Raw genomic sequence first — 24,005 nt, 5'->3', positions numbered from 1 at the left:
ACCTCATGAAGAAATTAAGCATGGAAGAACTCAACCGCTTATCGGTTGAGGAATTCAAAAAAAGGGATAAAGCACCTTTGGTCATAGTGTTGGACAATGTGAGAAGTCTGAATAATGTGGGTTCAGCATTCCGGACTTCTGACGCCTTTTTAATAGAAAAAATATGCCTTTGTGGGATCACGGGAACTCCTCCTCATCGTGAAATTCAAAAAACTGCATTGGGAGCAACGGAATCAGTAGAATGGGAATATTTTGAAAATACCAGTAAAGCCATTGAAGAGTTAAGGGAGGCGGGATTCAACATTTGTGCATTAGAACAGGTTGATCAGTCAGTTCCTTTGAATGAATTTCAACCCGATAAAGGTAAAAAATATGCACTGGTATTTGGAAATGAAGTATTTGGAGTTGAACAGGAAGTAATACTGAAAAGTGATCATGTCCTAGAAATCCCTCAACTCGGCACCAAACACTCATTGAATATTTCAGTCTCTATGGGTATAGCAATCTGGGATTTTGTGGTCAAGTTGAACTTGTTTCAAAATGAGGGGTAAAAAAAAAGAGATCACGCGATCTCTTTTTTATTTTGGATTTATTGGTATTTGCATTTAATCTTCTTTGAATTTGTCCACTATATAAAGGAACAGGTTGAAAGACAAGGTAGACATTCCTTCTTTTTTGACATCTTTTTCCCCCCCTTGCTTGTAGATTGGGTTTTCCCTTCTATTGGAATTTGTGGCATTCAATGAGTTATCTTTGTTCTGGTTTAGATTAGAACGGTTCAATAATTCATTCCTTAATTCCAAAGAACCAGATTCATGACTTTCAAATTGTCCTATTCCATCTGAGTTTTTTGGCAGGTCCTGAGTACTTTTTTCTCTTTCGCTTTGGGCAAATGAATAAGAACTTAAAAACAAACACAATCCCAGACCGATTAGGAAAACCTTTGGCATGAAGGAAGAATTATTGTCAAATGAGTTCATTTATGATGGAGGTTTGAGTAGATTTAACTGCTTTTCAGCAGTAATGTTCCAAAAATAATAAAATAATTTCTCAATGCAAACGATTGACTTTTGTGATTTTCAAAGAATCGAGATAAGAGTGGGTACAATTATCAAAGCAGAAAATTTTGAAAGAGCACAAAAACCAGCCTACAAAATTTGGGTGGATTTGGGAGAATTGGGGGTCAAGCAATCCTCAGCTCAGATTACTGCCCGGTACATCCCCGAGGATCTGATAGGAAAGCAGGTAATTTGTGTCTGCAATTTTAAGCCAAAACAAATTGCTAACTTTATATCAGAAATTTTGGTGACGGGCTTTGATGATGGTAATGGCGGCATTGTATTGGCCACTCCTGACCATAAAGTCCCAAATGGCTCTAGGCTTCACTGAGGTCAAATAAAAATCTTTAATCCATTATCAGATATTTGAGTTTTGAAAACCTGGAGATCTGGACAGTTGGCATTACTCACCTTTCCAGACTTTAAATCAAAACGATAAGCATGCAATGGGCAAATTATTTCCTGAAAATTATTGATATATCCCTGACCCAAATTGGCCTTTCTATGCGGGCAGTTTTGCTCAAAAGCAAAATATTCTTCCCCTATCCTGGTAAGGCAAATTTTTCTTTCTCCCAATGCTACAGTCTTAATTTCCTTTTCGCGGAGTAACCCTAGCACCTCTTCTTTCGTCCGTCCAAGTATAAAGGTTTTCATACTCAAGCATTAAGTCATATATTGAAACCATAAACCTAAACATAATCCTATCATGAAAAAAATATTGACATTGCCCTTGTTGTTTCTGGCAGGAATGATTTACGCACAAACTTTAGAGGGAGCATGGAAAATGACCCATAAGGACGGTAAAGAAATCACTGATAAAGAATACATCAAAATCTATCAGGATGGCTATTTTGCATTTGGGGCCAAAGAAATCGGAAGCAATAAATTCCTTGGTGCTGGAGGTGGTGAGTTTTCGACTGATGGTAATAATTATAGAGAAACTCTTGATTTTTTCACAATGAATTCTGAGAAAGTCGGCACCACAACTAACTACAGCCTGGATAAAAAAGACAATAGGGTAATCATATCTGCCCAAGTGGATGGTAAAACCCTGGTTGAAATCTGGGAAAAAATTGGCGATAGAAAGGATGACTTAACTGCCAACTGGGTATTTACTGGAAGAAAAGCTGAAGGAGAAATAAGAAGAAGTACACCTGGGGCCAGAAGAACTGTAAAAGTTCTGAGTGGCGGAAGATTTCAATGGATTGCATTCAATTCTGAGACCAAGGAATTTATGGGAACAGGCGGAGGTACTTATACTGCTGAAAATGGAAAATACACTGAAAACATAACCTTTTTTTCACGGGATGATTCGAGAGTCGGTGCGAGTCTAAGTTTTGACTTTGAAGTAATCAACGGGGAATGGCATCATAGTGGGATGAGTTCTACAGGCAATCCTATATATGAAGTCTGGAGCAAATATAAGGACGCCTATAAACCCAATAAATAAAGATCCAAACAAAAGTGGCTGCATAAAAGCAGCCCCTTTTGTATTACACAGATAATTTTTTTACCTCCTCATATCTCCAACAGTCCACTAAATGGTCATTGACCAGACCGGTAGCCTGCATATGGGCATAAAGTATGGTACTTCCCAAAAATTTAAAGCCACGCTTCTTCATGTCTTTGGCCAAACGATCCGAAACAGACGAGGTAGCAGGAACTTCTGAAAGGGATTTCCATTCATTCTGAATGCTTTTTCCATTTACAAAGCTCCAAATGTATTCTGAAAAAGTTCCAAACTCATCCTGAACTTCCAAGAAACGACGGGCATTGTTAACGGCAGATCTTATTTTGAGTTCATTTCTGATAATTCCTTTATCTGTCAACAATTCCTTTAAATAAGCCTCAGGAAATTCTGCCACTTGCATGTAATCAAAATCTGCAAATGCCTTTTTATATCCTTGCCTTTTCTTAAGGATAGTTGACCAGCTCAAGCCGGCCTGGGCACTTTCCAGAACCAGAAACTCAAACTGTTTGCTGTCATCCCGTACAGGCACTCCCCATTCTTCATCATGGTACCTTATGTAATCCTCAAAACCCAGACACCATCCACAGCGGCATTTCAGTTCTTTTTCCATGATTATTTGACTGATTCAAGAAGTGTTCTAAAAACGACAAACTTTTCTCCAAATTTATCTTTGGTATCCTGTTGAAGTTTAGGAGCATAAACCTTTTGATATTCAAGGATTTTATCCATGGAGTCTGAAAAATACTGTACAGAATAATTAACACTACCATCTTCAGAGTCATGCAGGATTTTATAAAACCTGTTTTCAAAAAACATTCCGGTAGCCAGCACATCTGGAATATGTGTTTCTTTCATCCAGATCACCCAATCCTTTTCAGCATCTTTTTCAATATTGACGGTCACATTGTATAATAACATATTACTTGCTTTTTATTTTTTACCTTTGCCTCGATTAATTTCCAACAAATATACTTCTCAGCAGTTAAACAATTCTCAGCAATTGTGAATTCCATTTAAAGCCATGTCTTATCCGATTGATCAAAAAATAAGTAATGTCCCCTCTTTGGATCTCGATAAACCCGACAAGAAAAAGTTTCCTGTTTTAGAAGCAGTTATTACAGTCCTATATCTGGTAGGTATAATTGGCATGTCCATTCCTGAAGTAAGGCCATACTTTCAGTCTCTTACACCTTACCAATTGCTTATCACACTGGGAATCATGCTATCTAAGCACAGGGACTGGAATGATTCATTTATCAGATTTTTGGCAGCTGCATTCCTTATCGGATATGGTTCTGAAGTATCTGGAGTTCATACCGGTTTCCCTTTTGGCAATTATCAATATGGACCGGTATTGGGACCTCAATTATTTGAAGTCCCAATCTTGATCGGTGTCAATTGGCTGATATTGATATACCTTACAGGCACTTTACTGTACAAATGGATCCAAAATGACATCTTTGCCTCTCTGCTTGGAGCCTTTGCTATGGTAATGATTGATTATGCCATTGAGCCCGTAGCAATTGTCCTTGATTTCTGGACTTGGGAGAATGATATTATTCCCTTATCCAATTACCTGGGATGGTTTGGGGTGGCATTTATTATACAATTGATCTTTAGAAAGGCTGAGTTTTCCAAGGAAAACAAAATATCTGCATATTTATTGGTCAATCTTGTCGCATTCTTTGTGATTTTAAACTTTATTCTATAAAATCAAAAAAACATTCTGTCCTTAAATAAGTTATTGAAATGATGTATGCTGTTGTATTTACTTTAATAGGCTTTGCCATCATGGAGCTTTCCGGATGGTTTATCCATAAATACATCATGCATGGTCCACTTTGGTCCATTCATAAAACCCATCATCAACCTTCTAAATCATTCTTTGAACTGAATGATTTATTTTCATTACTGTTTGGTAGTATAGCTATTGGTTTGATACTGACAGGAGCGGAAAACCTAGATTATAGGTTTTGGATGGGAGTAGGCATCAGTATTTATGGTATGTTATATTTCATTATTCATGATGTACTTGTACATCGAAGGCTGAAATGGTTCAATAGGCCTCAGAATAAGTACTTGTTAGGTATATTCAAAGCCCATCAGGACCATCATGCCACCAATAAAAAGAATGATGCTGTATCATTCGGATTATTTGTTGTACCAAAGAAGTATTTTAAAAGATAATTTTCGTGAGTACTTATTCCATCAAGGATCTTGAACAGTTGTCCGGTATAAAGGCACACACGCTGCGCATTTGGGAACAGCGGTATAATCTGCTTTCCCCAAAAAGAACAGAAACTAATATCCGGTATTATGACGATAATGACCTCAAACTGATCCTCAACGTCGCCTTATTAAATGACAATGGCTATAAAATAAGTAAGATTGCTAAAATGGCCATGGATGAAATGAGGGAGGAAGTTGTCAAACTGACAGAAAGAAGTTTAACCCACGATGACCAAATACATGCCCTTACCATCTGCATGATAGAAATGGATGAGGAGCGTTTTGACAAAGTTTTGTCAACCAATATCCTAAAAATAGGATTTGATCAGACAATGATGAATATCATTTATCCGTTCATGTCCAAAATTGGGGTTCTTTGGCAGACAGGTGCAATAAATCCTGCGCAGGAGCATTTTATCAGTAACCTTGTAAGGCAAAAACTAATTGTTGCCATCGATGGACAAGTCTCCAAAAGCAATGGTAAAAAATTTATACTTTTTTTACCTGAAGGTGAACTCCATGAAATTTCTATCCTCTTTGCTGCATTCCTTATTAAAAATCAAGGGCATAAGGTGATTTATCTGGGGCAAAATACACCTTCTGATGATTTATTGGCTGTCTACAAACTTCACCGCCCAGAATATATTGTAACTGTAATTACTACATCTCCTAGTGCTGAATATGTACAGGAATACATAGAGGCCCTTTCCGAGAGATTTTCAGATACGAAAATCATAGTGTCAGGATATCAGATTGTAGGCCAAGATCTTAAATTACCAAATAATGTTTTTGCCATGCATTATATCAGACAGCTTAAAGATTATCTTAGGGAAATTGAACTCGCCCCTCAGGAGAAATAAATTGACAATTTTGATAAATAATTAAACAAGGTGAAATTTCCGAATTTCACCTTTTTTTATGCACTTAAAGTTACAATTAACCGTTATTCACCAAATTTCAGAGATTTGGAATGAACAACATCTTAATTTTGTTTAATATTTTCAAAAATAAATTAGACAAAATGTTTGCACTTTGTTTAAGTTTTAATAATTTTGATTAAACAAAAACAGAAAGCCATGACAACTCTAGAATTCAGTTACTCGCTCAACAAGCTATCCAGTTCTTTGAAGCCATTCGCCCTGAAATTAACAAGAGATATGGATGATGCCAATGACCTATTACAGGACACCATGGTAAAGGCATTTACAAACAAGGATAAATTCACAGAGGGAACGAATCTAAAGGCTTGGCTTTATACCATCATGAAGAACACTTTTATCACCAATTATCAAAGAATGGTGAGAAGAGGTACATTTGTAGATACCACAGAAAATCTCCACTACATCAATTCAGGTGACATTCTGGTTGAAAATGGTGCTTATGGAGATTTCACCATGGATGATATACATTCAGCCATTGAAAAACTGGAAGAAGTTTACAAAATCCCATTCATGATGCACTACAGAGGTTTTAAATACCACGAAATTGCTGATAAACTAAATATACCTATTGGAACTGTAAAAAATAGAATTCATATTGCCAGGAAACTTTTAAAAGAAGACTTACACGTATACCAACATAAAAATTAATCAATTATGCCACAAAAACAGGTGGTAGTCATTGGATCAGGATTTGCTGGTTTGTCCACGGCTACCCATTTGGCACACGCAGGATACAAAGTTACCATTTTAGAAAAAAACACTACCCCCGGCGGAAGAGCCCGAAAGTTCGAAGCCGAGGGTTTTGTTTTTGATATGGGGCCCTCTTGGTACTGGATGCCGGATGTTTTCGAAAAATACTTTGCCAACTTTGGAAAAAAGCCATCTGACTATTACAATCTGGTCAGACTTGACCCTTCATATACAGTAGTTTTTGGCGAAAAACAATTCGTAAATATCCCTGCAGATTTGAAAGACTTTAAGGCTTTATTGGAAAGCATGGAGCCAGGAGTAGGCCCAAAACTAGATGCTTTTCTGGAACAAGCTGCATACAAATACAAGGTAGGAATAAACGACCTGGTATATAGGCCAAGCAGGTCAATTTTTGAATTTACAAATCCAAGGTTATTGGCAGATATCATCCGAATGGATGTATTTCAATCTATGGCCAAACATGTCAGAAAGTTCTTCAATGATGAAAAAATAATCCGTTTAATGGAATTCCCAGTAATTTTCCTTGGTGAAACAGCTGATAATATTCCTGCCCTGTACAGTTTGATGAATTATGCGGATATTGTTTTGGGAACATGGTACCCAATGGGAGGCATGCACGAGATAGTTAAAGGTATGGTGAAATTGGCAGAGGAAAAAGGTGTCAACATCCAACTAGGTGCAGACGTATCCCAAATAGAAGTACAAAATGGCAAAGCCAAGGGTGTTGTATTAAAAAACGGGAAAAAATATGAGGCAGATGTGGTAGTGGCAGCAGCTGATTACCACCATGTAGACAGTCAACTCTTGTCACCTGAGTATAGAAATTATAGTGAAAATTATTGGAATAAGAGGGTAATGGCACCATCCTCTCTCTTGTTTTACCTCGGAATTGACAAAAAATTAGAAAATCTAACTCATCACTGCCTTTTCTTCGATGAACAGATGGGTCCACATGCAGATGCCATATATAAAAATCCAAGATGGCCCGAAAGGCCACTGTTTTATTTATCCGCAGCATCCAAAACAGACCCAAGCGTAGCACCAGAAGGAAAAGAAAACTTAGTCATATTGATCCCATTGGCTCCTGATCTCGAAGACGGGGAAGAAATCCGTGAAAAATATTACCATATGGTCATGGACCGCTTGGAAAAATTGACTGGGCAGGAAATCAGAAGCCATGTTGTTTTCAAAAGATCCTACGCACACAGTGATTTCAAAGCGGATTACAATGCCTTCAAAGGAAATGCCTATGGATTGGCCAATACCCTGTTGCAAACTGCAATTCTCAAGCCTTCATTGAAAAACAAAAAAGTCAATAATCTATACTATACAGGGCAATTGACAGTTCCTGGACCTGGGGTGCCACCAACCATAATTTCGGGTCATGTGGTATCAAGAGAAATAATAAAAGAAAACAATTTGTAGATAAATTGGTATATTATGGGTATGGATGCAAAAATGCTCTATGATCAAACCACCTTTGAATGCAGTAAGCTGATTACTCAAAGGTACAGCACAAGCTTTACCCTGGGCATCAAAACCCTGGATAAAAAATTCCATTTGCCAATTTATGCTATATATGGATTTGTCCGGTATGCGGATGAAATTGTGGACACATTCCACGACAAAGATAAAAAGACCTTATTGGATCAATTTAAATTGGATACCTATGAAGCTATTGAAAATAAAATCAGTTTGAACCCTGTGTTACATGCCTTTCAGTTGATTGTAAACCAATACCAAATAGATCTGGATTTGATAGAGGCCTTTCTGAAAAGCATGGAAATGGATCTGGATTTCAAAAGCTATAACGACTCCAGGTATCATGAGTACATTTATGGTTCAGCAGAAGTAGTAGGGCTGATGTGTCTTAAGGTATTTGTGGAAGGTGATCAACAGCAATATGAGAGATTGAAATCACCTGCCTGCAAGCTTGGTGCTGCTTTCCAAAAAGTCAATTTCCTCCGAGATATAAAAAGTGACTTTGAAGAAAGAGGTAGGGTATATTTTCCAGGTGTGGATTTCAATACCTTTGATAAATCTGCCAAGGAATTGATTGAGGAAGATATACAAAGAGATTTTGATGAAGCCTTGGAGGGAATCAAAAAACTGCCCGAAGGTGCTAAATTGGGTGTAAAGGTAGCTTATCTCTACTATCAAAAACTATTTGATAAAATCAAAGACTTACCTGCGGAAACAATTACTCAAAAACGGATTAGAATTCCGAATTCAAGAAAGCTGTCCCTATTGCTTGGGACCTACTTTGGAATGAAACTGGGTTTAGGTTGATAGAATTTGAAGTTTCAAAATCAGACAATTCGGTGAATATTTAGGATCAATTGAAAATATCATAAACCAAAACAATTCAAAAAGTCAAAAGTTAATAGCTTATGTTGAACTTGCAAGTACATATTGACCAACACTCCGGCTTTTGTTTTGGTGTTGTCTATGCCATAGAAATGGCAGAAGAAATTCTTGATGAACAAGGTTATTTGTATTGCTTGGGAGACATTGTTCACAATGATGAGGAGGTAAACCGCCTCACACAAAAAGGCCTTAGGATCATTGATCACAATCAATTGAATAATCTCCAAGACGAAAAGGTACTGATAAGAGCACATGGGGAGCCCCCATCAACTTATCAATTGGCTATAAAAAATAACCTTACTTTAATCGATGCAAGCTGTCCTGTTGTTCTCAAACTCCAAAACAGAATTAAAAATTCTTTTGACAAAGACGAGACCATATATATATATGGTAAGCACGGCCATGCTGAAGTCGTAGGTCTTTTAGGTCAGACCAATAACAAAGCTGTTGTATTTCAGGACATATCCGAATTGGACTTGGGTTCCTTGCCCAAGAACCTGACTTTGTACAGTCAGACTACAAAAAGCACAGATAAATTTTATGAAATCAATGATATACTAAAAGAAAATGGCATCACAGTCAATACCAACGATACCATTTGCAGGCAGGTTTCTAACAGAGACAAAGAGCTCCGGGAATTTGCTGACAAGTTTGACAAAATAATATTTGTCAGTGGAACTAAATCCTCCAATGGCAAAGTTTTATATAATGTTTGCAAGGACAAAAATCCAAACACTTACTTTGTTTCAAATCCAGAACAAGTAAACCTCGACTGGTTTTCAGCTAATGAATCTGTCGGAATATGTGGAGCTACCTCCACACCAATGTGGCTGATGGAACAGGTAAAAGAAAGGATTGAGAAGTTTTAAGAGCTCCTCTTGGTTCATAATAAAATGACAATGAGAGAATACCCAATTTCTAGTTCCCTTGGTGCAAAAGGAATCCTAATTGCGATAAGCATAATATCAATTTGGGCAGTTTCCTTATGCTTCCTATTACAATGGGATTTCAACTGGACAAATCCTCTTACCTACCTTGCCATCCTATTTCAAATGCATCTCTACACGGGCTTATTCATTACAGCCCATGATGCCATGCACGGGGTTGTTTCAACCAATAAGGAAATCAATCATACCATTGGATGGATCGCAGCAATCCTGTTTTCATTCAACTTTTATTGGAAGCTTTTTCCAAAACACCATGAACACCATCGCTATGTCGCCACAGACAAAGACCCAGACTACCACGCCTCAGGTAATTTCTTTATCTGGTACCTCAGTTTCATCAAGCAATACCTGAACATATGGCAGTTTCTATTGATGGCGATCAGCTTCAATATCCTCAAACTATTTCTATCGACTGAGAATTTGATTGTATTCTGGATGTTGCCTGCTATACTTTCCACCTTACAACTGTTTTATTTCGGGACATATTTACCCCACAAAGGGCAAATCGACAACAAACATCACTCGCACAGTCAAAATGAAAACCATTTATGGGCTTTCATTTCCTGCTATTTTTTCGGGTATCATTATGAACATCACGATTCACCCGGTACACCTTGGTGGAGGCTTTGGCAAGTGAAAGAAGCTTACGGAAAAAGATAAATTTTTTTACTAAAATATTCCCATTTTTTCCAAACAAAATCTTGTGATTCTAGCTTACATACAGGTTATACATGTACAATTATGCGACTTTCATTTCTTCTCATAATCCTTTTGTTTTCATTTATTCAAACAATGGCCCAAATGGGCGAAATCCGTGGGAGGGTATCCAATCCTGTCAATAATGAAGGCATTTCTTTTGCCAACATAGTCATTTTAGGTACTGACTATGGTACTGTTACTGATCTTGATGGCAATTATGTATTATCCAATATAGAACCTGGCCTCTATAATGTCAGAGCAAGTTTTATAGGCTACCGCTCTCAAACTCAGTTTGAAATACAAGTAACAAGAGCAAGATCAGTTCAACTCAATTTTGAACTCAGAGAAGAAGCCGCCGATCTTTCTGAGGTTACAGTCAATGCAGAATTTACTAGATCTGATGAAACCCCAATTTCAGTAAGAAAACTGAATACCAATGAGATTGAAAGATATCCGGGCGGAAACAGGGATATAAGTAGGGTAATCCAATCACTTCCAGGAGTTGCGAGTACTGCCAGCTTTAGAAATGACATCATTATCAGAGGTGGCGCTCCCAATGAAAACAAGTTTTTTATTGATGACATTGAGGTTCCTGTGATCAATCACTTTGCCACACAAGGCTCTTCCGGTGGTCCTGTAGGTATCCTAAATGTCAATTTGATCAAAAATGTGGATGTCATTACAGGAGGGTTCCCGGCGGACAGGATGAATTCACTTAGCTCCTTCTTTAATTTTGAATTTAAAGAAGGAAGAAGTGACAAGATGTTTACCCAAATGACCATAGGGGCGAGTGAATTCACCTTTTCTAATGAAGGGCCTCTGGGAGAAAAAACAACCTACCTCATTTCGGCCAGGAGATCATACCTTCAACTGTTATTTAGGGCATTAGGACTTCCTTTCCTACCTGATTTTTATGACTTCCAGGTGAAAACTGTAACCAAAATTAATGACAAAACAGAGTTGACATTCTTAGGGGTCGGCGCCATAGACCTCTTTTCTCTAAACTTTGATGAACCAAGGAATGAAACCATTGAGGAAAGAGAATCCAGGTTATATCTTTTGGATAACCTTCCCATCTCAACCCAATGGAATTATACTACTGGTCTTAGGCTAAAAAGATACAGGGAAAATGGCTTCTGGACTTTTATCCTGAGCAGAAATATGCTCAATAACCGCTCCTTTAAGTATGCCGGAAATGACGAATCTACAAAGGAAAATATCCTGTTTGACTATCTTTCACAGGAAAGTGAAAACAAATTCCGTGCTGAGAATTCTATTTTTAAAGGACCGGTGACCTTCAAATATGGCTTTAACTACGAATATTCTCGATTTACTATCAGTAATTTTGACCGTTTAACATTGGCACCGATAGGGCAAGTGATCAATGTAAATGCCAGATCATTTTTTAACAGTTATGGAGCATTTGTATCTGCAAGCAAAAACTACTTCAATGAAAGATTGTTGCTAAGTGGTGGAGTAAGGATGGATGGCAGTGATTTCGGACAGACCGCTCAAAACCCTCTCAATCAGATTAGTCCAAGGCTTTCAATATCCTACCAGTTCAAACCAAACCTTTTCTGGACTTCAAGCGCCGGTATCTATTACCAAAGGCCACCTTATACAGCATTAGGATTCAGAAATAATGAAGGGGAATTGGTCAACCAATTGAATGATATTCGCTTTATCAGGTCAAGTCAATTCATTACAGGAATAGAAAAAGTGCTTCCACAAAAAAGTAGGAGATTTTCGGTAGAAGCATTCTATAAACACTACAATAACTATCCCTCCTCTGTCCTGAACGGAATTGCTTTGGCCAATTTGGGAGCTGATTTTGGAGTTATCGGAAATGAAGAATTAAGGTCTGATGCACAGGGAAGGGCTTATGGATTGGAGTTCTTGGCCCAACAGCGCTTCTTCAACAATTTTTATGGTATTGGCTCACTCACGTTGGTAAGAAGTGAGTTTACCAATCCAAATACTCAAGGATTTATTCCTTCTGCATGGGATAACCGCATCATTGTAAGTTTGACAGCTGGAAAAAGATTTGTAAAAAACTGGGAATTTGGGGCAAGATGGAGATATCTTGGAGGTACCCCTTATACCCCGATCGATATTGAAACATCCTCTTTGATTGAAGTTTGGAACCTACGTGGGCAACCACTATTGGATTACAACCTGATCAATGCCATTAGGCTTCAGGCTTTCCACCAGCTGGATCTTAGAATTGATAAAAAATATTTCTTCAAAAAATGGAACCTAAATTGGTTCTTAGATATCCAGAATGCTTACAATTTCCAAGCTGAGCAACCTCCTTTGCTTATTCCTGTAAGGAATCCCGATGGTAGCATTAAAGTTAATCCAAATGATCCAAGCAGGTATGAAATGCGGCTTATTGATAATCCTGCAGGAACATTGTTGCCTACAATTGGACTGATTGTAGAATTCTAACATCCCGGAATTTATTGGCAAAACCAATGACTAACTTCTCTTGAGAAGATCAAATAATTCGGTATTTGCTTACCTTTGCCCCAATGAGGAAAATCTACTTTTCATTGGGGCTATTTTTATTCAGTTTTTTTCTTCAGGCCCAAGAGCTTGAACTGAAAGAAACCAATAGAGGCCTTGACAAACTATTTGATTTTGGGGATAGGGTAATCGATATCATCTCTGGAGATAAGTGGACAATTATACCCGCTCTGGTTTATAGTCCTGAAACCAATTTAGGTCTTGGAGCCAGGGCCTTAAGGATTTTTAGGCCTCAGGGGGAAAAAAACCAAAATCTAAGGCCTTCCACATTGCCCATTACATTTTTGTACACACTCAATAACCAAAGCATTTTTACTACAGAACTGGAATGGTGGGCAGATGAAAACAGATCTTTGCTGAATGCAAGGCTTGAGCTTTCCAATTTTCCATTCAAATATTATGGTATTGGTGATATTGCTTCAACAATTACTGGAGAGGCTTATACCACCCGATTTGCATCATTTTTCATCAATTATGAAAGGATGCTTTTCAAAGGCCTTTATCTGGGCCCTAAATACGAATTCAGGACAGATGATATTTCACAAAGAGTAGAAGGTGGATTGCTGGAAACTGACCGCCCTTTAGGCTATGATGGCCAAAGGATTTCCGGATTGGGGCTGGTTTTAAACTATGATACACGGGACAATATTTTTCAACCGCATAGGGGATGGTTTAATCGCATCGGATACATGGATTACAGCAGCTTTCTGGGAAGCAGATTTGAGTTTTCACAATTGACTTTTGATCTAAGGAAATACCTAAAGGTCAGAAATAATTCCTTGGCATTGCAAAGCTGGTGGAGTTTTACCTCTGCCAATGCCCCATTTCAACAAATTTCCTTGATAGGAGGAAGTGACAGGATGCGAGGATATTTTGAAGGAAAATACAGAGATAGGCACGCTATGGTACATCAGGCTGAATACAGATTTAGGGTACATAGAAACTTGGGCATGGTGGTTTTCGCACATTCTGGTCAAGTAGCCGGGAGCTTGCAGCAATTTGACTGGAAAAGGTTCAAATATGGGGGAGGATTTGGTTTTAGATATAAAATCACAGACGACGGACTGAATATCCGACTGGACTTTGCAATCGGCGATCAGCGCGCCTTTTATTTTGGCTTGAACGAGGTCATATAGAGAATACTTTGGACTACATAGATTTCCATACACACCAAGACCCCCAATGCAACCGGATATTTAATTTGGTGGGTAAGAATGCCCCCAAATCACCGTATTCGTATGGAATTCATCCTTGGTCTCTGAATGAAGATTGGAAAAGTCTGTTATCTGAAATTGAAAACAACATTCATGATCCCAACCTTTGGGCTATTGGAGAGTGCGGGTTTGACTTAGCCAGAGGCCCAGAAGGAAAAACACAGTTAGCAGCTTTTACAGCTCAGGCTCAACTTGCCTATAAACATAGCTTACCACTAATCCTCCATTGTGTAAAAGGGGTCCATCTTCTCCAGCAATTCTTGAAAAATGAAAAAAACCCTCCGGCAATAATCTGGCATGGTTTCAACCAAAAAGAAAGCATAGCCCAAAGCCTATTGCAATACCCAATTTACTTTTCCTTTGGGGAGGCCATCTTTAAAGAGGACTCGAATGCCCAAAACTGGCTGAAAAACTGCCCCATAGACCGGATTTTTTTAGAAACCGATACTTCTGAAAAAAATATTTCCTCCATATATGAACAGGCTTCCTTAATTTTGCGCCTTCCTGTCCAAACCCTGGACAGACAGCTTAAAGAAAACTGGAAGAAAATATCAAAAAGAGGAATTGATGAATGATTTTGCCTGGCTTTCACGGACAGAATTGATCGTAGGACGTGAGGGATTGGAGAAGTTAGCAAAAAAGCATGTGCTGATTGTAGGATTGGGTGGAGTAGGTTCTTTTGCAGCTGAATTTATCTGTAGAAGTGGTATCGGTGAAATGACCATTATTGATGGAGATGTCGTGGATATCAGCAATTGTAACAGACAGCTGCCTGCAACTCAAAAAAATGTAGGCCAATCTAAAGCAGAGTGGATGGAAGAACGTCTGTTAAGCATCAACCCCAACCTAAAAATTCATGTGATAAAAGAATTCTTGGGCCCGGAACCCATTTCCCAGCTTTTAGCTGAAAATGAATTCGATTATGTAGTGGATTGCATTGATAGCTTAACTCCAAAATTACACCTGATTGAAGGAGCTTACCGACGGGGATTTCCATTGGTCAGTTCAATGGGTGCTGGGGGAAAAATTGATCCTACCAAAATCAAAATCTCAGATATTTCAGAAACCTACAACTGCAAATTGGCACGGATGCTCCGAAAGAGATTAAAAAAACATGATATCAATAAAGGTTTTAAGGCTGTATTTTCTACAGAACTTTATATCAAAGAGAGCTTGATGCATACCGATGGCCGTAACTATAAAAAATCAGCTTATGGGACCATGTCCTTTTTACCTGCGGCATTCGGGTGCAGTTGTGCATCAGCAGTGGTGAATGATCTTCTAGCGGGTAATTGATTAAAACTTCAAACGATGGTATATAACCATCGTTTGAATATATTATTAGGAGTGGAAATGATAAAGAAAAACCAAAGTACCGGTAAAGGCAGGTTTTTTTTGGTCTTTGATTTCTAGTGTAACATCCACTTCTGCCTTAATTGTGCCTCTCAAATTAACAACATTTTTAAGGTGGGCATTGAGCCTCACTTCATTATTAACTAATACCGCTTGTGCAAATCGCAGGTTTTCAATACCATAATTGACCATCATTTTTAGGTTTTGTACACTTACAACCTGCTCCCATAAAAAAGGCACTAGAGAAAGTGTCAAGTAGCCATGGGCTATGGTATCTCCAAAAGCACCTTCTCGTTTGGCTCGATCGGGCTCTGTATGAATCCACTGATGATCTAAGGTAGCATCGGCAAATTTATTGATCTGTTCTTGGGTAATTTGGTGATAATCAGAAACTCCTAGGTCCTGTCCTATGAATTTGGCGAAATCTTCAAAACTTCCAATAGTAATCGGGTTCATGCTTATTATTGCTATTATGGACAGTAAAGGTAAAAAAAATATGGGTTTTCGTATGGGTATCTTCCATTAATCAAAGAAATAGCTATTATGTGCAAAAATCAGGATTGCCTAGAAAAAATATTGTCAATAAGGGTGATTTGCATATTTAAAAACAAGTGAATATGGAGGCAGATCTTGGTTTCAGGAATAATTCACAACCTAGAAGAACTTCACAAAATTTATGTCAGACTTGGAGGATTTGGCTCCTTTCATGAAATCAAATTCGTCTAATAAAATGGTGTTGTGGAATTTGAATGTATTGGGCAGTTCTGAAACTTCAAAAGAAAGGGAAGTTTATACCAATGTATTGGAGAACTACATTTATTCAAGTCAGTCTGGTTACTATCCAAAAAAAAATCTTTCCTGGCTTCCCAAAATGGCTCAATTCAGAATTAACCCCTATACTGATAGCATGTTTAGGCATAATGTAATCAAATCCACTTCTCATAAGCGCCAAGGGAAATTGTAGAAAAAATTGGTTAGCACAACATTCATTGAACAGCTTGACCAATTGATTACCTTGAAAATACAGGTATGGCATTTCCAAGTGGAGATGCCACATTTACTTATCAAATTACAGCTTTAGACAATTCCGTAAAAATTTCAGCAAATGTAGTATTGAAATACCCAATAGTTTCCCCTTTAATTTATCCTGAGCTAAAATATTTTATGGAATTGGTCACTGGAAAATTGAAAGAACCGGTGATACTCAAGCAAAAATCGAATCCTTGAAAAATCCAGAGAAAAGTACCCTTTATTATCAGCAAAAAAAGCCCTTATTTTGCTGTTCAGCAAAATAGCGATGAATCAAGATCCATCTGAGAAAAAGTATATCCATGGCTATACAGCCACCGAACAGGAAAGACTACGGGAACAGGCTCTGGTCATTGAAAGGCCTATTTATGACTTCATCGACTTTTCAAATGTTACCAATTTACTTGAAATTGGTAGTGGAGTAGGTGCACAGACTGAAATCCTCCTGAGAAGATTTCCACACCTCCAGATTACTGGCGTAGAATATGAAGCCCGTCAAATTAAAAAGGCCCAAGAGAATATGGAGGCATTGGGCTTTGGAACTGAAAAAGTACGCTTTATACAACAAGATGCAACAGCCCTCAATCTGGATAAAACTTTTGATGGGGCTTTTATTTGCTGGGTTTTGGAACATATCGCGGATCCGGTACGTGTCCTTAAAAGTATGAAGCCCTTTCTGAAATCAGGGGCAATGGTATCCATCACCGAAGTTTTAAACAGCAGTTTCTATACTTACCCTTGCTTACCAGAAGTTATGGATTATTGGGATATTTATAACAATTATCAAATTTCTATCGGAGGAGATCCCCATGTGGGTGCCAAATTGGGAAATCTTTTGCATGAAGCAGGATATAGAAACATAGACCTGAGGAGTGGTGGTTTTCATCTTGACAGCAGGACAAATCAGGAAAAAAATACCGTTTTTACCTATTGGAAAAATCTTATGGGCTCTGGGGCTTCTTCACTTATTCAAGATGGACTCATAACTGATTCTCAGTTTAAAGCTATGCAAAAGGGCATGGACAGCCTCAGAGCGATGAAGGATTCAGTATTCTATTATAGGTTCATTCAAGCCACTGCTTACGCTTAAGGGTATGAAAATCATCAAAATAATATTTGGCATACTTTTCAAAATCATTTTATGGTTTTTTATCCTAAGCATTGGTTTTACTCTAATTTATAGGTTTGTTCCTGTTCCGATCACCCCATTGATGGTGATAAGGCTCTATGAGCAGGCCATAGATGAAAAGAAGGAACTTCGCTTATATAAAGACTGGGTTTCCATCAAAAAAATATCCAAACATGTTCCCCAAGCAGTGGTGGCAGCTGAAGATCAAAACTTTATGGACCATAGGGGTTTTGATTGGAAAGCGATGGAGAAAGCCTGGGAACAGAACAAAAAAGGAAAAAGAATTAAGGGAGCCAGCACCATTTCCCAGCAGACCGCAAAAAACGTATTCCTATGGCCTTCAAGGACATTGGTCAGAAAGGGTCTTGAAGCTTATTTCACCTTTTTGATAGAAACTTTTTGGCCAAAAGAAAGAATCATGGAAGTATACCTCAATGTCATTGAAATGGGTGAAGGGGTTTATGGTATTGAGGCCGCATCTCAGTCTAATTTCAGGAAATCTGCAGAAAAATTAAACCGTCAAGAAGCAGCTCTCATTGCAGCGGTATTGCCCAATCCCAGAAGGTGGTCTCCTGCCAGACCTACCCCTTACATTCAGGGAAGACAAGTTTGGATACTGGGCCAAATGAACAACCTTAAGCCTGTAGGAATGGGGATTTGATTCTTGTCAAAGTAGAGATAGAACTTCATCCAAATACTCCCTTGTATTGGATAGCCTGGGCACTTTGTTCTGACCACCAAGCTTCCCCTTATTCTTGAGCCATTTTGAAAATATCCCCTCCTGAACAAAATGCACTTTGGGAGCTGATAAGGCAAGGTCTTTGTACCGCTTGGCATCATAATCAGAATTGATCTCACGGAGGATCTCATCCAAAACCATGATGAATTTTTCATTATTATCAGGTAACTTTTTGAACTCAATTACCCATTCATGCGCACCTTTGCTTTTGGAATCGCCAAAATATAACGGTGCTGCTGTGAAATTTGTAATTGAGGCTCCTGTGGCCACAGCTGCTGCTTCAATTGCTTTCTCTGCATTTTCCACGATCACTTCTTCTCCAAAAGCATTGATGAAATGCTTCGTCCGGCCGGAAATTTTGAATCTATAGGGACTTGTATTGGTAAACCTTACTGTGTCCCCGATTTTATAGCGCCACAGACCTGCATTGGTTGTTATCAGGATGGCATAATTCTTACCTAATTCTACTTCTGATAAAGGAATTACTTTTGGAAACTCCTTTTCCAAATCCTCCATGGGAATAAATTCATAAAATATGCCATAATCCAGCATCAACAGCAGTTCATCTGAATCTTTTTGGTCCTGTATCCCAAAAAATCCTTCCGAGGCATTGTAGGTTTCCATGTACCTCATTTTAGATGAGGGAATCATTTCCTGAAACAGGTTTCTATATGGTCCAAATGCTACCGCTCCATGGAAAAATACTTCTAGATTTGGCCATACATCAAGAATATTTTTGGCCTGTTTGAGTTCCATGATCCGCTGAAGCAGAACTATAGTCCAGGTGGGCACCCCCGAAATACTGATGACATTCTCGTGCATGACCTCTTTGGCCATCTTTTCTATCTTGCTTTCCCACTCACTCATAAGAGCGATTTCAAGACTGGGGGTTCTTGCAAATTGGACCCAAAGTGGCAAATTCTGCATGATAACAGCAGAGATGTCTCCCACTTGGATCTCACTGATGGGATCTAAGGGATTCTTGCCCAAACTCCCCCCAATACTTAAGCTTTTCCCTGCAAAAAGTTTGCTCTCGGGATAATTGTTCACATATAGAGAAAGCATATCCTTGCCACCTTTGAAATGACAATCTTCCAAAGCTTCTTGGGAGACAGGTATATATTTACTCCGGCTGGAAGTAGTTCCGGAGGATTTGGAAAACCAGAGAATCTCGGAGGGCCAAAGTACATTCTGCTCCCCTTTCATAATCCGCTCAAAATAGGGACTTAGCTCCTCATAAGTGTGCACAGGAACCCTAGTGGCAAAATCGTTGTAGGTATTAATCTCCTGAAATCTAAAAGTCTTGCCAAAAGTGGTTCTCTTGGCATTGGAAATCAATTCTTCGAGGATTTGTTCTTGAACCTCGATGGGATTGTGCATAAAATTTTCAATCTGACCAATCCGGCTTTTAAAAATCCAGGTCAGAAATGTATTGACAACTTCCATTAGTTAAAAACTTTTCTCTTCAATTCAAAGTGCTGTCCTAAGTATACCCTTCTCACCTGTTCATCAGCGGCCAATTCCTCAGCTGTACCGGCTTTCAACAACCTTCCCTCAAACATCAAATAGGCGCGATCAGTAATGGAAAGGGTTTCATTTACATTATGGTCTGTAATCAGTATACCTATATTCTTATTTTTTAGCTTGGCCACAATGGTCTGGATTTCCTCTACTGCAATGGGATCTACCCCTGCAAATGGTTCATCCAAGAGTACAAACTTAGGATCTACTGCCAGCGCCCTTGCTATTTCTGTCCTTCTTCTCTCCCCTCCTGAAAGTACCATACCAAGGTTTTTCCTCACATGGGTAAGACTGAATTCTTCTAGCAGACTTTCCACTTTTTCTTTCATTTCAGCTTTGGTCTTATTGGTCATTTCCAATACAGCCATGATGTTTTCTTCTACCGAGAGCTTCCTAAAAACTGAAGCTTCCTGGGCTAAATATCCAATTCCAAGTTTGGCCCTCTTATACATAGGCAATTCGGTAATATTTTGATCTTCCAGGAAAATTTTTCCTTCATTGGGCTGAATCAGTCCAACAATCATATAGAATGAAGTCGTCTTCCCGGCCCCATTAGGTCCCAATAATCCCACAATCTCCCCCTGCTCCACCTCTACAGAGATGTTATTCACTACTTTGCGGCCTTTATAAATTTTTACCAAATGCTCAGCCCTTAATTTCATATGCTTATAATAGTTTTCCAAAGGTCCTATGGAGTCACACCCGTTTGATAATCATCCCGGTTAGGAAACCTTTTGGTCATGATCAATTTCATATCAGTCAAATTTGATGTCTTTCACGTAAAGTTGAAGACTGCTATTATTCCTAAAAGTATTCTCTCTTATCTCAAATGCCAAATCAAATCGCATTTTGCGCATTAACATTTTATAAATGATTTCATCTGGATAAATATCTTTGTCAGCTAATCCAAAAGCAATACATACAGGCTTGGTTTCTTGTCCGTCTTGTACCACATTGAAGCGCAAATGCTTGTCCTTTAAGATACGGACATTTTCAGCATATACTTGCTTAACGGTAAAGATCGGCTCAGGATTTCCCGGACCGAATGGTGCCATTTGCCTCAGGATATTATAAAATTTATAATTGATCTGATCAAGCAATATTTCATCATCTATTTCAAGCACAGGCTTCATGTGGATTTCATCAAGCCTGGAACTAACCACTTCCTCAAATTTTGCCTGAAATGCCGGCACATTATCCACAGATAAAGTCAAGCCGGCAGCATATTTATGGCCTCCAAACTGCTCAAGAAGATCACTGCATTCAGAAATGGCCTCATATATATCAAAATCATAGACAGACCTTGCGCTTCCTGTAGCTTTGTTGTTGGATTCTGTCAGGATTATTGTGGGTCTATAAAACCTCTCAATACACCTCGAAGCCACAATTCCGATAACACCTTTGTGCCAATCTTCCTTGAAAAGCACAGTAGTTTTCATTTGCCTTACCTCATCAAGACTTTCAATCATAGAAAGTGCCTCTTTGGTAATATTTTCGTCAAAATTCTTACGGGCCGCGTTGACTGTATCAACTAGTTCTGCTCTAGCCAAAGCATCCTCCAGGTCCTTAGAAATCAATAACTCTACCGAAGCTTTGGCATGCTCCAACCTTCCTGAGGCATTGATCCTAGGGCCTATTTTGAATACGATATCGGAAATTTCGATTTCCTTTTCAATTTTACTCCGAAGGATCAATGCTTTGATCCCAGGCCTTGGATTATTATTGATCCGCTCAATACCATAATAGGTCAAAATTCTGTTTTCACCTGTAATCGGAACAATGTCAGCCGCAATGCTTACCGCCAAAAGATCCAAAAAAGACATGACCTTCCCGGGGTCTTCTCCTCTGAAAGTTGAAAAAGCCTGAATCAGTTTAAAACCAACCCCACAACCGCTCAATTCTTTATAGGGATATGTACAATCTTGCCTCTTTGGATCCAAAATAGCAATAGCAGGGGGCAACTCCTCACCCGGAGTATGGTGGTCACAAATGATAAAATCAACTCCCAATTCCTTGGCCATAGCAACTTTGGAAATGGCCTTTATGCCACAGTCCAAAGAAATAATAAGCTTAAAGCCATTATCTGCCGCAAACCGTACGCCTCTTTCAGAAATTCCATATCCTTCTTTGTATCTATCCGGAATGTAAAAATCCACATTAGGATAAAATCGGCTGAGGTAACCATACATCATGGCCACAGAAGTTGTCCCATCTACATCATAATCCCCATAAACCAAAATCTTTTCCCCTTGGTCAATGGCGTATGCCAGCCGGGACAGGGCTTTATCCATGTCCTTCATCAACATGGGATCATGTAGCTTATCAAGATCAGGTCTAAAAAAATCTTTGGCTTTTTGGAAAGAATCTATGCCCCTATTGACCAACATATTGGCCAAAGTGGGATTAACATTAATTTCTTTACTTAGGGAATCTACAATTTTAGGGTCGGCCTTTTCCCTAATCATCCATTTATACTCCATAGGGCTAAATTACTAAAGTAAGCGGCTATTTTGGATAGATCAATCCCTTTTATTTTTGGAAGGTTCCAAAACACGGATAGAAATGAAAAATAAATCCCGGCCTAATCTTTAACCGGGATTTTAAATCTAAGCTCTTATTCTACTTAATTTGCTTTGGCCACTAATGCAATTTCCAGCTGCACTTCATCATATATCATTCGGTCTGCCAGTCCATCAAAGAAACTTCCCGAACGGTACTTGATGTCATATTTGGTACGGTCAAAGGTAATTTTACCCGTAGCTGTGATCTCTCCTCCCTTAACTTCCACTGTTGCAGGAAAGCTCACAGGATTGGAAATCCCCTTGATCATTAAATTCCCATTAATTTGGTAATCCTTTCCATTTGCAGTTTTGGCCTCTGTAATTTTTAAACTGGAAGTTTTGAATTTATCTACAGAAAAGAAGTCATCTGACTTCAGATGGTCTGTAAGTCTTTTGTTGGAACCAGGGTCTGTAATGTCTTCTACAGTAATTGAGGTCATATCGATTTCAAAAAAACCACCCTGAATCCTATTGTTTTTGTAATCCAGGTCCGCCTGTGAAATTTTGACTTTGCCAAAGTGCGTGCCTGTCACTTTGCTCGCGCGCCAGGTCACTGTACTGACATTTTTGTCAACCTTGACTTCATACACTTCTGAAATTGGTAAAAAAGGGACTGCCAAAAGGACTCCTAAGAGAATAATTACAATGGTTTTCATTTTTTAAGGTTTTGGGTTATGAAAGATAAATGGATGGATAAAATAATCATACATATAGACAGTTTTTAAGACCAAAAGGTTTAATCGGTATTTCCGATTTCCAAGCACAATTTGCATATTTGAATTGTTTTTGTGTACAATTCAGGTCATCATGAAATCTAAGAATGAAATTTTTGAAGCGGCAGAACGCCTAATGAAGGAGAAAGGGTTTACCATCATCAAAGAAGATAGGGAAAGGCCATGGGGTGGTTTTTTGGTAATAGATGAATCTCAGGCACAATATTTTGCAATAGAATTTTTCCCTGAGGAAGATTTCCAAAAACTGAAGCTCTCCGAAAAACTTAGCCCAAAAATCCTTCTGGTCGCCCCTGGCAAAAGACTGAGTTGGCAATATCATTTCAGAAGAGCGGAAATATGGAGATGCATCAATGGAAAAGTAGCCGTGGCCACTAGTCTCACAGATGTGGAACAGGAAAAACATATCTTATGTGCAGGAGAAAAAATCAAGCTGCAACAGGGCGAAAGGCACCGCTTGATAGGACTGGAAGACTGGGGAATGATAGCTGAAATCTGGCAGCACACAGACGACAACCACCCATCAGACGAGGAAGATATTGTAAGGTTACAAGATGATTTTGGGAGATAAGCTTTTAGATAAAATCAGAAAAGGGACTATGACAAAAACTGTGTAAGTTGGTTTCACTACTTACGAAGTTAAAGTTATACCTCGAAATTCTCTGTGTGATTTAGAAGAAATCGCACGGGGAATTTGAGGAACCCGCGGTAGGCGAATACCCGATCTGTGTGCAGACAATTTCTTACCTTTAACACACAGATTGCAAAAATGAAAAAAG

At 38.7% G+C, this 24,005-nt stretch carries 29 protein-coding genes; 20 read left to right on the top strand and 9 right to left on the bottom strand.

The window, feature by feature from the left end; all coding sequences use genetic code 11:
* Positions 1 to 5 precede the first annotated feature (5 nt).
* Positions 6 to 551: an RNA methyltransferase gene (locus CLV48_RS10290; protein ID WP_245889523.1), complete on the top strand. Its 546-nt coding sequence runs from the start codon at positions 6 to 8 to the stop codon at positions 549 to 551.
* 54 nt (positions 552 to 605) lie between these two features.
* Here the strand turns inward: CLV48_RS10290 and CLV48_RS10285 are convergent, their stop codons facing one another.
* Complete coding sequence (locus tag CLV48_RS10285) at positions 606 to 980, bottom strand: hypothetical protein (RefSeq protein ID WP_106567202.1); 375 nt, start codon at positions 978 to 980, stop codon at positions 606 to 608.
* Between the two features lie 73 nt (positions 981 to 1,053).
* Between CLV48_RS10285 and CLV48_RS10280 the strand changes: the two genes are divergently transcribed.
* Positions 1,054 to 1,389 carry a tRNA-binding protein gene (locus tag CLV48_RS10280; RefSeq protein WP_106567201.1) on the top strand — a complete coding sequence of 112 codons (336 nt, stop codon included), beginning with the start codon at positions 1,054 to 1,056 and terminating at the stop codon, positions 1,387 to 1,389.
* A 2-nt stretch (positions 1,390 to 1,391) separates the two neighbouring features.
* Here the strand turns inward: CLV48_RS10280 and CLV48_RS10275 are convergent, their stop codons facing one another.
* On the bottom strand, positions 1,392 to 1,712 hold the full coding sequence (locus CLV48_RS10275) for a Rieske (2Fe-2S) protein (RefSeq protein ID WP_106567200.1): 321 nt from the start codon (positions 1,710 to 1,712) through the stop codon (positions 1,392 to 1,394).
* A 52-nt stretch (positions 1,713 to 1,764) separates the two neighbouring features.
* Here CLV48_RS10275 and CLV48_RS10270 point away from each other — a divergent pair, with 52 nt between their 5' ends.
* On the top strand, positions 1,765 to 2,508 hold the full coding sequence (locus tag CLV48_RS10270; RefSeq protein WP_106567199.1) for a hypothetical protein: 744 nt from the start codon (positions 1,765 to 1,767) through the stop codon (positions 2,506 to 2,508).
* Between the two features lie 43 nt (positions 2,509 to 2,551).
* On the opposite strand, the gene CLV48_RS10265 is transcribed toward CLV48_RS10270, so the two are convergent.
* On the bottom strand, positions 2,552 to 3,139 hold the full coding sequence (locus tag CLV48_RS10265; protein ID WP_106567198.1) for a DNA-3-methyladenine glycosylase I: 588 nt from the start codon (positions 3,137 to 3,139) through the stop codon (positions 2,552 to 2,554).
* A gap of 2 nt (positions 3,140 to 3,141) precedes the next feature.
* Positions 3,142 to 3,447 (bottom strand): DUF4286 family protein, encoded by a 306-nt coding sequence (locus CLV48_RS10260; protein ID WP_106567197.1) that lies wholly within the window; start codon positions 3,445 to 3,447, stop codon positions 3,142 to 3,144.
* A 103-nt stretch (positions 3,448 to 3,550) separates the two neighbouring features.
* Between CLV48_RS10260 and CLV48_RS10255 the strand changes: the two genes are divergently transcribed.
* The 12 genes from CLV48_RS10255 (at position 3,551) to CLV48_RS10200 (ending at position 15,459) form a co-directional block, all read left to right on the top strand.
* Positions 3,551 to 4,240 (top strand): carotenoid biosynthesis protein, encoded by a 690-nt coding sequence (locus CLV48_RS10255; protein ID WP_106567196.1) that lies wholly within the window; start codon positions 3,551 to 3,553, stop codon positions 4,238 to 4,240.
* A 38-nt stretch (positions 4,241 to 4,278) separates the two neighbouring features.
* Positions 4,279 to 4,716 (top strand): sterol desaturase family protein, encoded by a 438-nt coding sequence (locus tag CLV48_RS10250; RefSeq protein WP_106567195.1) that lies wholly within the window; start codon positions 4,279 to 4,281, stop codon positions 4,714 to 4,716.
* 5 nt (positions 4,717 to 4,721) lie between these two features.
* A complete protein-coding gene (locus CLV48_RS10245; RefSeq protein ID WP_211299929.1) occupies positions 4,722 to 5,618 on the top strand; it encodes a MerR family transcriptional regulator in 897 nt (298 codons plus the stop codon).
* A gap of 216 nt (positions 5,619 to 5,834) precedes the next feature.
* Positions 5,835 to 6,347 carry an RNA polymerase sigma factor gene (locus CLV48_RS10240; RefSeq protein ID WP_106567193.1) on the top strand — a complete coding sequence of 171 codons (513 nt, stop codon included), beginning with the start codon at positions 5,835 to 5,837 and terminating at the stop codon, positions 6,345 to 6,347.
* 6 nt (positions 6,348 to 6,353) lie between these two features.
* Entirely contained in the window at positions 6,354 to 7,835 is a 1,482-nt protein-coding gene (locus tag CLV48_RS10235) for a phytoene desaturase family protein (protein ID WP_106567192.1), read from the top strand.
* 21 nt (positions 7,836 to 7,856) lie between these two features.
* Positions 7,857 to 8,699 (top strand): phytoene/squalene synthase family protein, encoded by an 843-nt coding sequence (locus CLV48_RS10230; RefSeq protein WP_106567429.1) that lies wholly within the window; start codon positions 7,857 to 7,859, stop codon positions 8,697 to 8,699.
* Positions 8,700 to 8,800: 101 nt separating this feature from the next.
* Positions 8,801 to 9,646, top strand: coding sequence for a 4-hydroxy-3-methylbut-2-enyl diphosphate reductase (locus CLV48_RS10225; protein ID WP_211299928.1), 846 nt, complete (start codon positions 8,801 to 8,803; stop codon positions 9,644 to 9,646).
* A 30-nt stretch (positions 9,647 to 9,676) separates the two neighbouring features.
* Positions 9,677 to 10,384 (top strand): fatty acid desaturase, encoded by a 708-nt coding sequence (locus tag CLV48_RS10220; RefSeq protein ID WP_414734301.1) that lies wholly within the window; start codon positions 9,677 to 9,679, stop codon positions 10,382 to 10,384.
* Between the two features lie 81 nt (positions 10,385 to 10,465).
* Positions 10,466 to 12,871, top strand: a complete 2,406-nt coding sequence (locus CLV48_RS10215) for a TonB-dependent receptor (protein WP_106567190.1) — start codon at positions 10,466 to 10,468, stop codon at positions 12,869 to 12,871.
* A gap of 83 nt (positions 12,872 to 12,954) precedes the next feature.
* Positions 12,955 to 14,085, top strand: coding sequence for a BamA/TamA family outer membrane protein (locus tag CLV48_RS10210; RefSeq protein ID WP_106567189.1), 1,131 nt, complete (start codon positions 12,955 to 12,957; stop codon positions 14,083 to 14,085).
* An 8-nt stretch (positions 14,086 to 14,093) separates the two neighbouring features.
* Positions 14,094 to 14,738 carry a TatD family hydrolase gene (locus tag CLV48_RS10205; protein ID WP_106567188.1) on the top strand — a complete coding sequence of 215 codons (645 nt, stop codon included), beginning with the start codon at positions 14,094 to 14,096 and terminating at the stop codon, positions 14,736 to 14,738.
* Positions 14,731 to 15,459: a tRNA threonylcarbamoyladenosine dehydratase gene (locus tag CLV48_RS10200; protein WP_106567187.1), complete on the top strand. Its 729-nt coding sequence runs from the start codon at positions 14,731 to 14,733 to the stop codon at positions 15,457 to 15,459. Before CLV48_RS10205 ends, CLV48_RS10200 begins: the two co-directional genes overlap by 8 nt.
* Positions 15,460 to 15,504: 45 nt before the next feature.
* Here the strand turns inward: CLV48_RS10200 and CLV48_RS10195 are convergent, their stop codons facing one another.
* The gene (locus tag CLV48_RS10195; protein ID WP_106567186.1) at positions 15,505 to 15,972 is read right to left on the bottom strand and encodes a MaoC family dehydratase; all 468 of its coding nucleotides are present in this window, start codon (positions 15,970 to 15,972) and stop codon (positions 15,505 to 15,507) included.
* Positions 15,973 to 16,192: 220 nt separating this feature from the next.
* Between CLV48_RS10195 and CLV48_RS10190 the strand changes: the two genes are divergently transcribed.
* From CLV48_RS10190 to mtgA, 4 genes are all read left to right on the top strand, one after another.
* Positions 16,193 to 16,480, top strand: a complete 288-nt coding sequence (locus CLV48_RS10190; RefSeq protein WP_106567185.1) for a hypothetical protein — start codon at positions 16,193 to 16,195, stop codon at positions 16,478 to 16,480.
* 65 nt (positions 16,481 to 16,545) lie between these two features.
* The gene (locus tag CLV48_RS10185; protein ID WP_106567184.1) at positions 16,546 to 16,743 is read left to right on the top strand and encodes a hypothetical protein; all 198 of its coding nucleotides are present in this window, start codon (positions 16,546 to 16,548) and stop codon (positions 16,741 to 16,743) included.
* Positions 16,744 to 16,813: 70 nt separating this feature from the next.
* Positions 16,814 to 17,635, top strand: a complete 822-nt coding sequence (locus CLV48_RS10180) for a class I SAM-dependent methyltransferase (RefSeq protein WP_106567183.1) — start codon at positions 16,814 to 16,816, stop codon at positions 17,633 to 17,635.
* Positions 17,636 to 17,639: 4 nt separating this feature from the next.
* Complete coding sequence (gene mtgA, locus CLV48_RS10175) at positions 17,640 to 18,335, top strand: monofunctional biosynthetic peptidoglycan transglycosylase (RefSeq protein ID WP_106567182.1); 696 nt, start codon at positions 17,640 to 17,642, stop codon at positions 18,333 to 18,335.
* A gap of 6 nt (positions 18,336 to 18,341) precedes the next feature.
* Here mtgA and CLV48_RS10170 read toward each other — a convergent pair whose 3' ends face one another.
* The 4 genes from CLV48_RS10170 to CLV48_RS10155 form a co-directional block, all read right to left on the bottom strand.
* The gene (locus CLV48_RS10170; protein ID WP_106567181.1) at positions 18,342 to 19,859 is read right to left on the bottom strand and encodes a GH3 auxin-responsive promoter family protein; all 1,518 of its coding nucleotides are present in this window, start codon (positions 19,857 to 19,859) and stop codon (positions 18,342 to 18,344) included.
* Positions 19,859 to 20,596, bottom strand: coding sequence for an LPS export ABC transporter ATP-binding protein (lptB, locus tag CLV48_RS10165; RefSeq protein WP_106567180.1), 738 nt, complete (start codon positions 20,594 to 20,596; stop codon positions 19,859 to 19,861). Before lptB ends, CLV48_RS10170 begins: the two co-directional genes overlap by 1 nt.
* A gap of 93 nt (positions 20,597 to 20,689) precedes the next feature.
* Positions 20,690 to 22,414, bottom strand: a complete 1,725-nt coding sequence (recJ, locus tag CLV48_RS10160; protein WP_211299927.1) for a single-stranded-DNA-specific exonuclease RecJ — start codon at positions 22,412 to 22,414, stop codon at positions 20,690 to 20,692.
* Positions 22,415 to 22,557: 143 nt separating this feature from the next.
* Positions 22,558 to 23,151 carry a YceI family protein gene (locus CLV48_RS10155; RefSeq protein WP_106567179.1) on the bottom strand — a complete coding sequence of 198 codons (594 nt, stop codon included), beginning with the start codon at positions 23,149 to 23,151 and terminating at the stop codon, positions 22,558 to 22,560.
* Between the two features lie 151 nt (positions 23,152 to 23,302).
* On the opposite strand from CLV48_RS10155, the gene CLV48_RS10150 reads away from it, so the two are divergent.
* Complete coding sequence (locus CLV48_RS10150; protein ID WP_106567178.1) at positions 23,303 to 23,797, top strand: cupin domain-containing protein; 495 nt, start codon at positions 23,303 to 23,305, stop codon at positions 23,795 to 23,797.
* The last annotated feature ends 208 nt before the right edge of the window (positions 23,798 to 24,005 follow it).

It is taken from the genome of Cecembia rubra (assembly GCF_003014575.1).
Taxonomy (GTDB): Bacteria; Bacteroidota; Bacteroidia; order Cytophagales; family Cyclobacteriaceae; genus Cecembia_A; species Cecembia_A rubra.
Note: the sequence above shows the minus strand (reverse complement) of the source record. Positions and strands in the feature narration are given on the sequence as shown.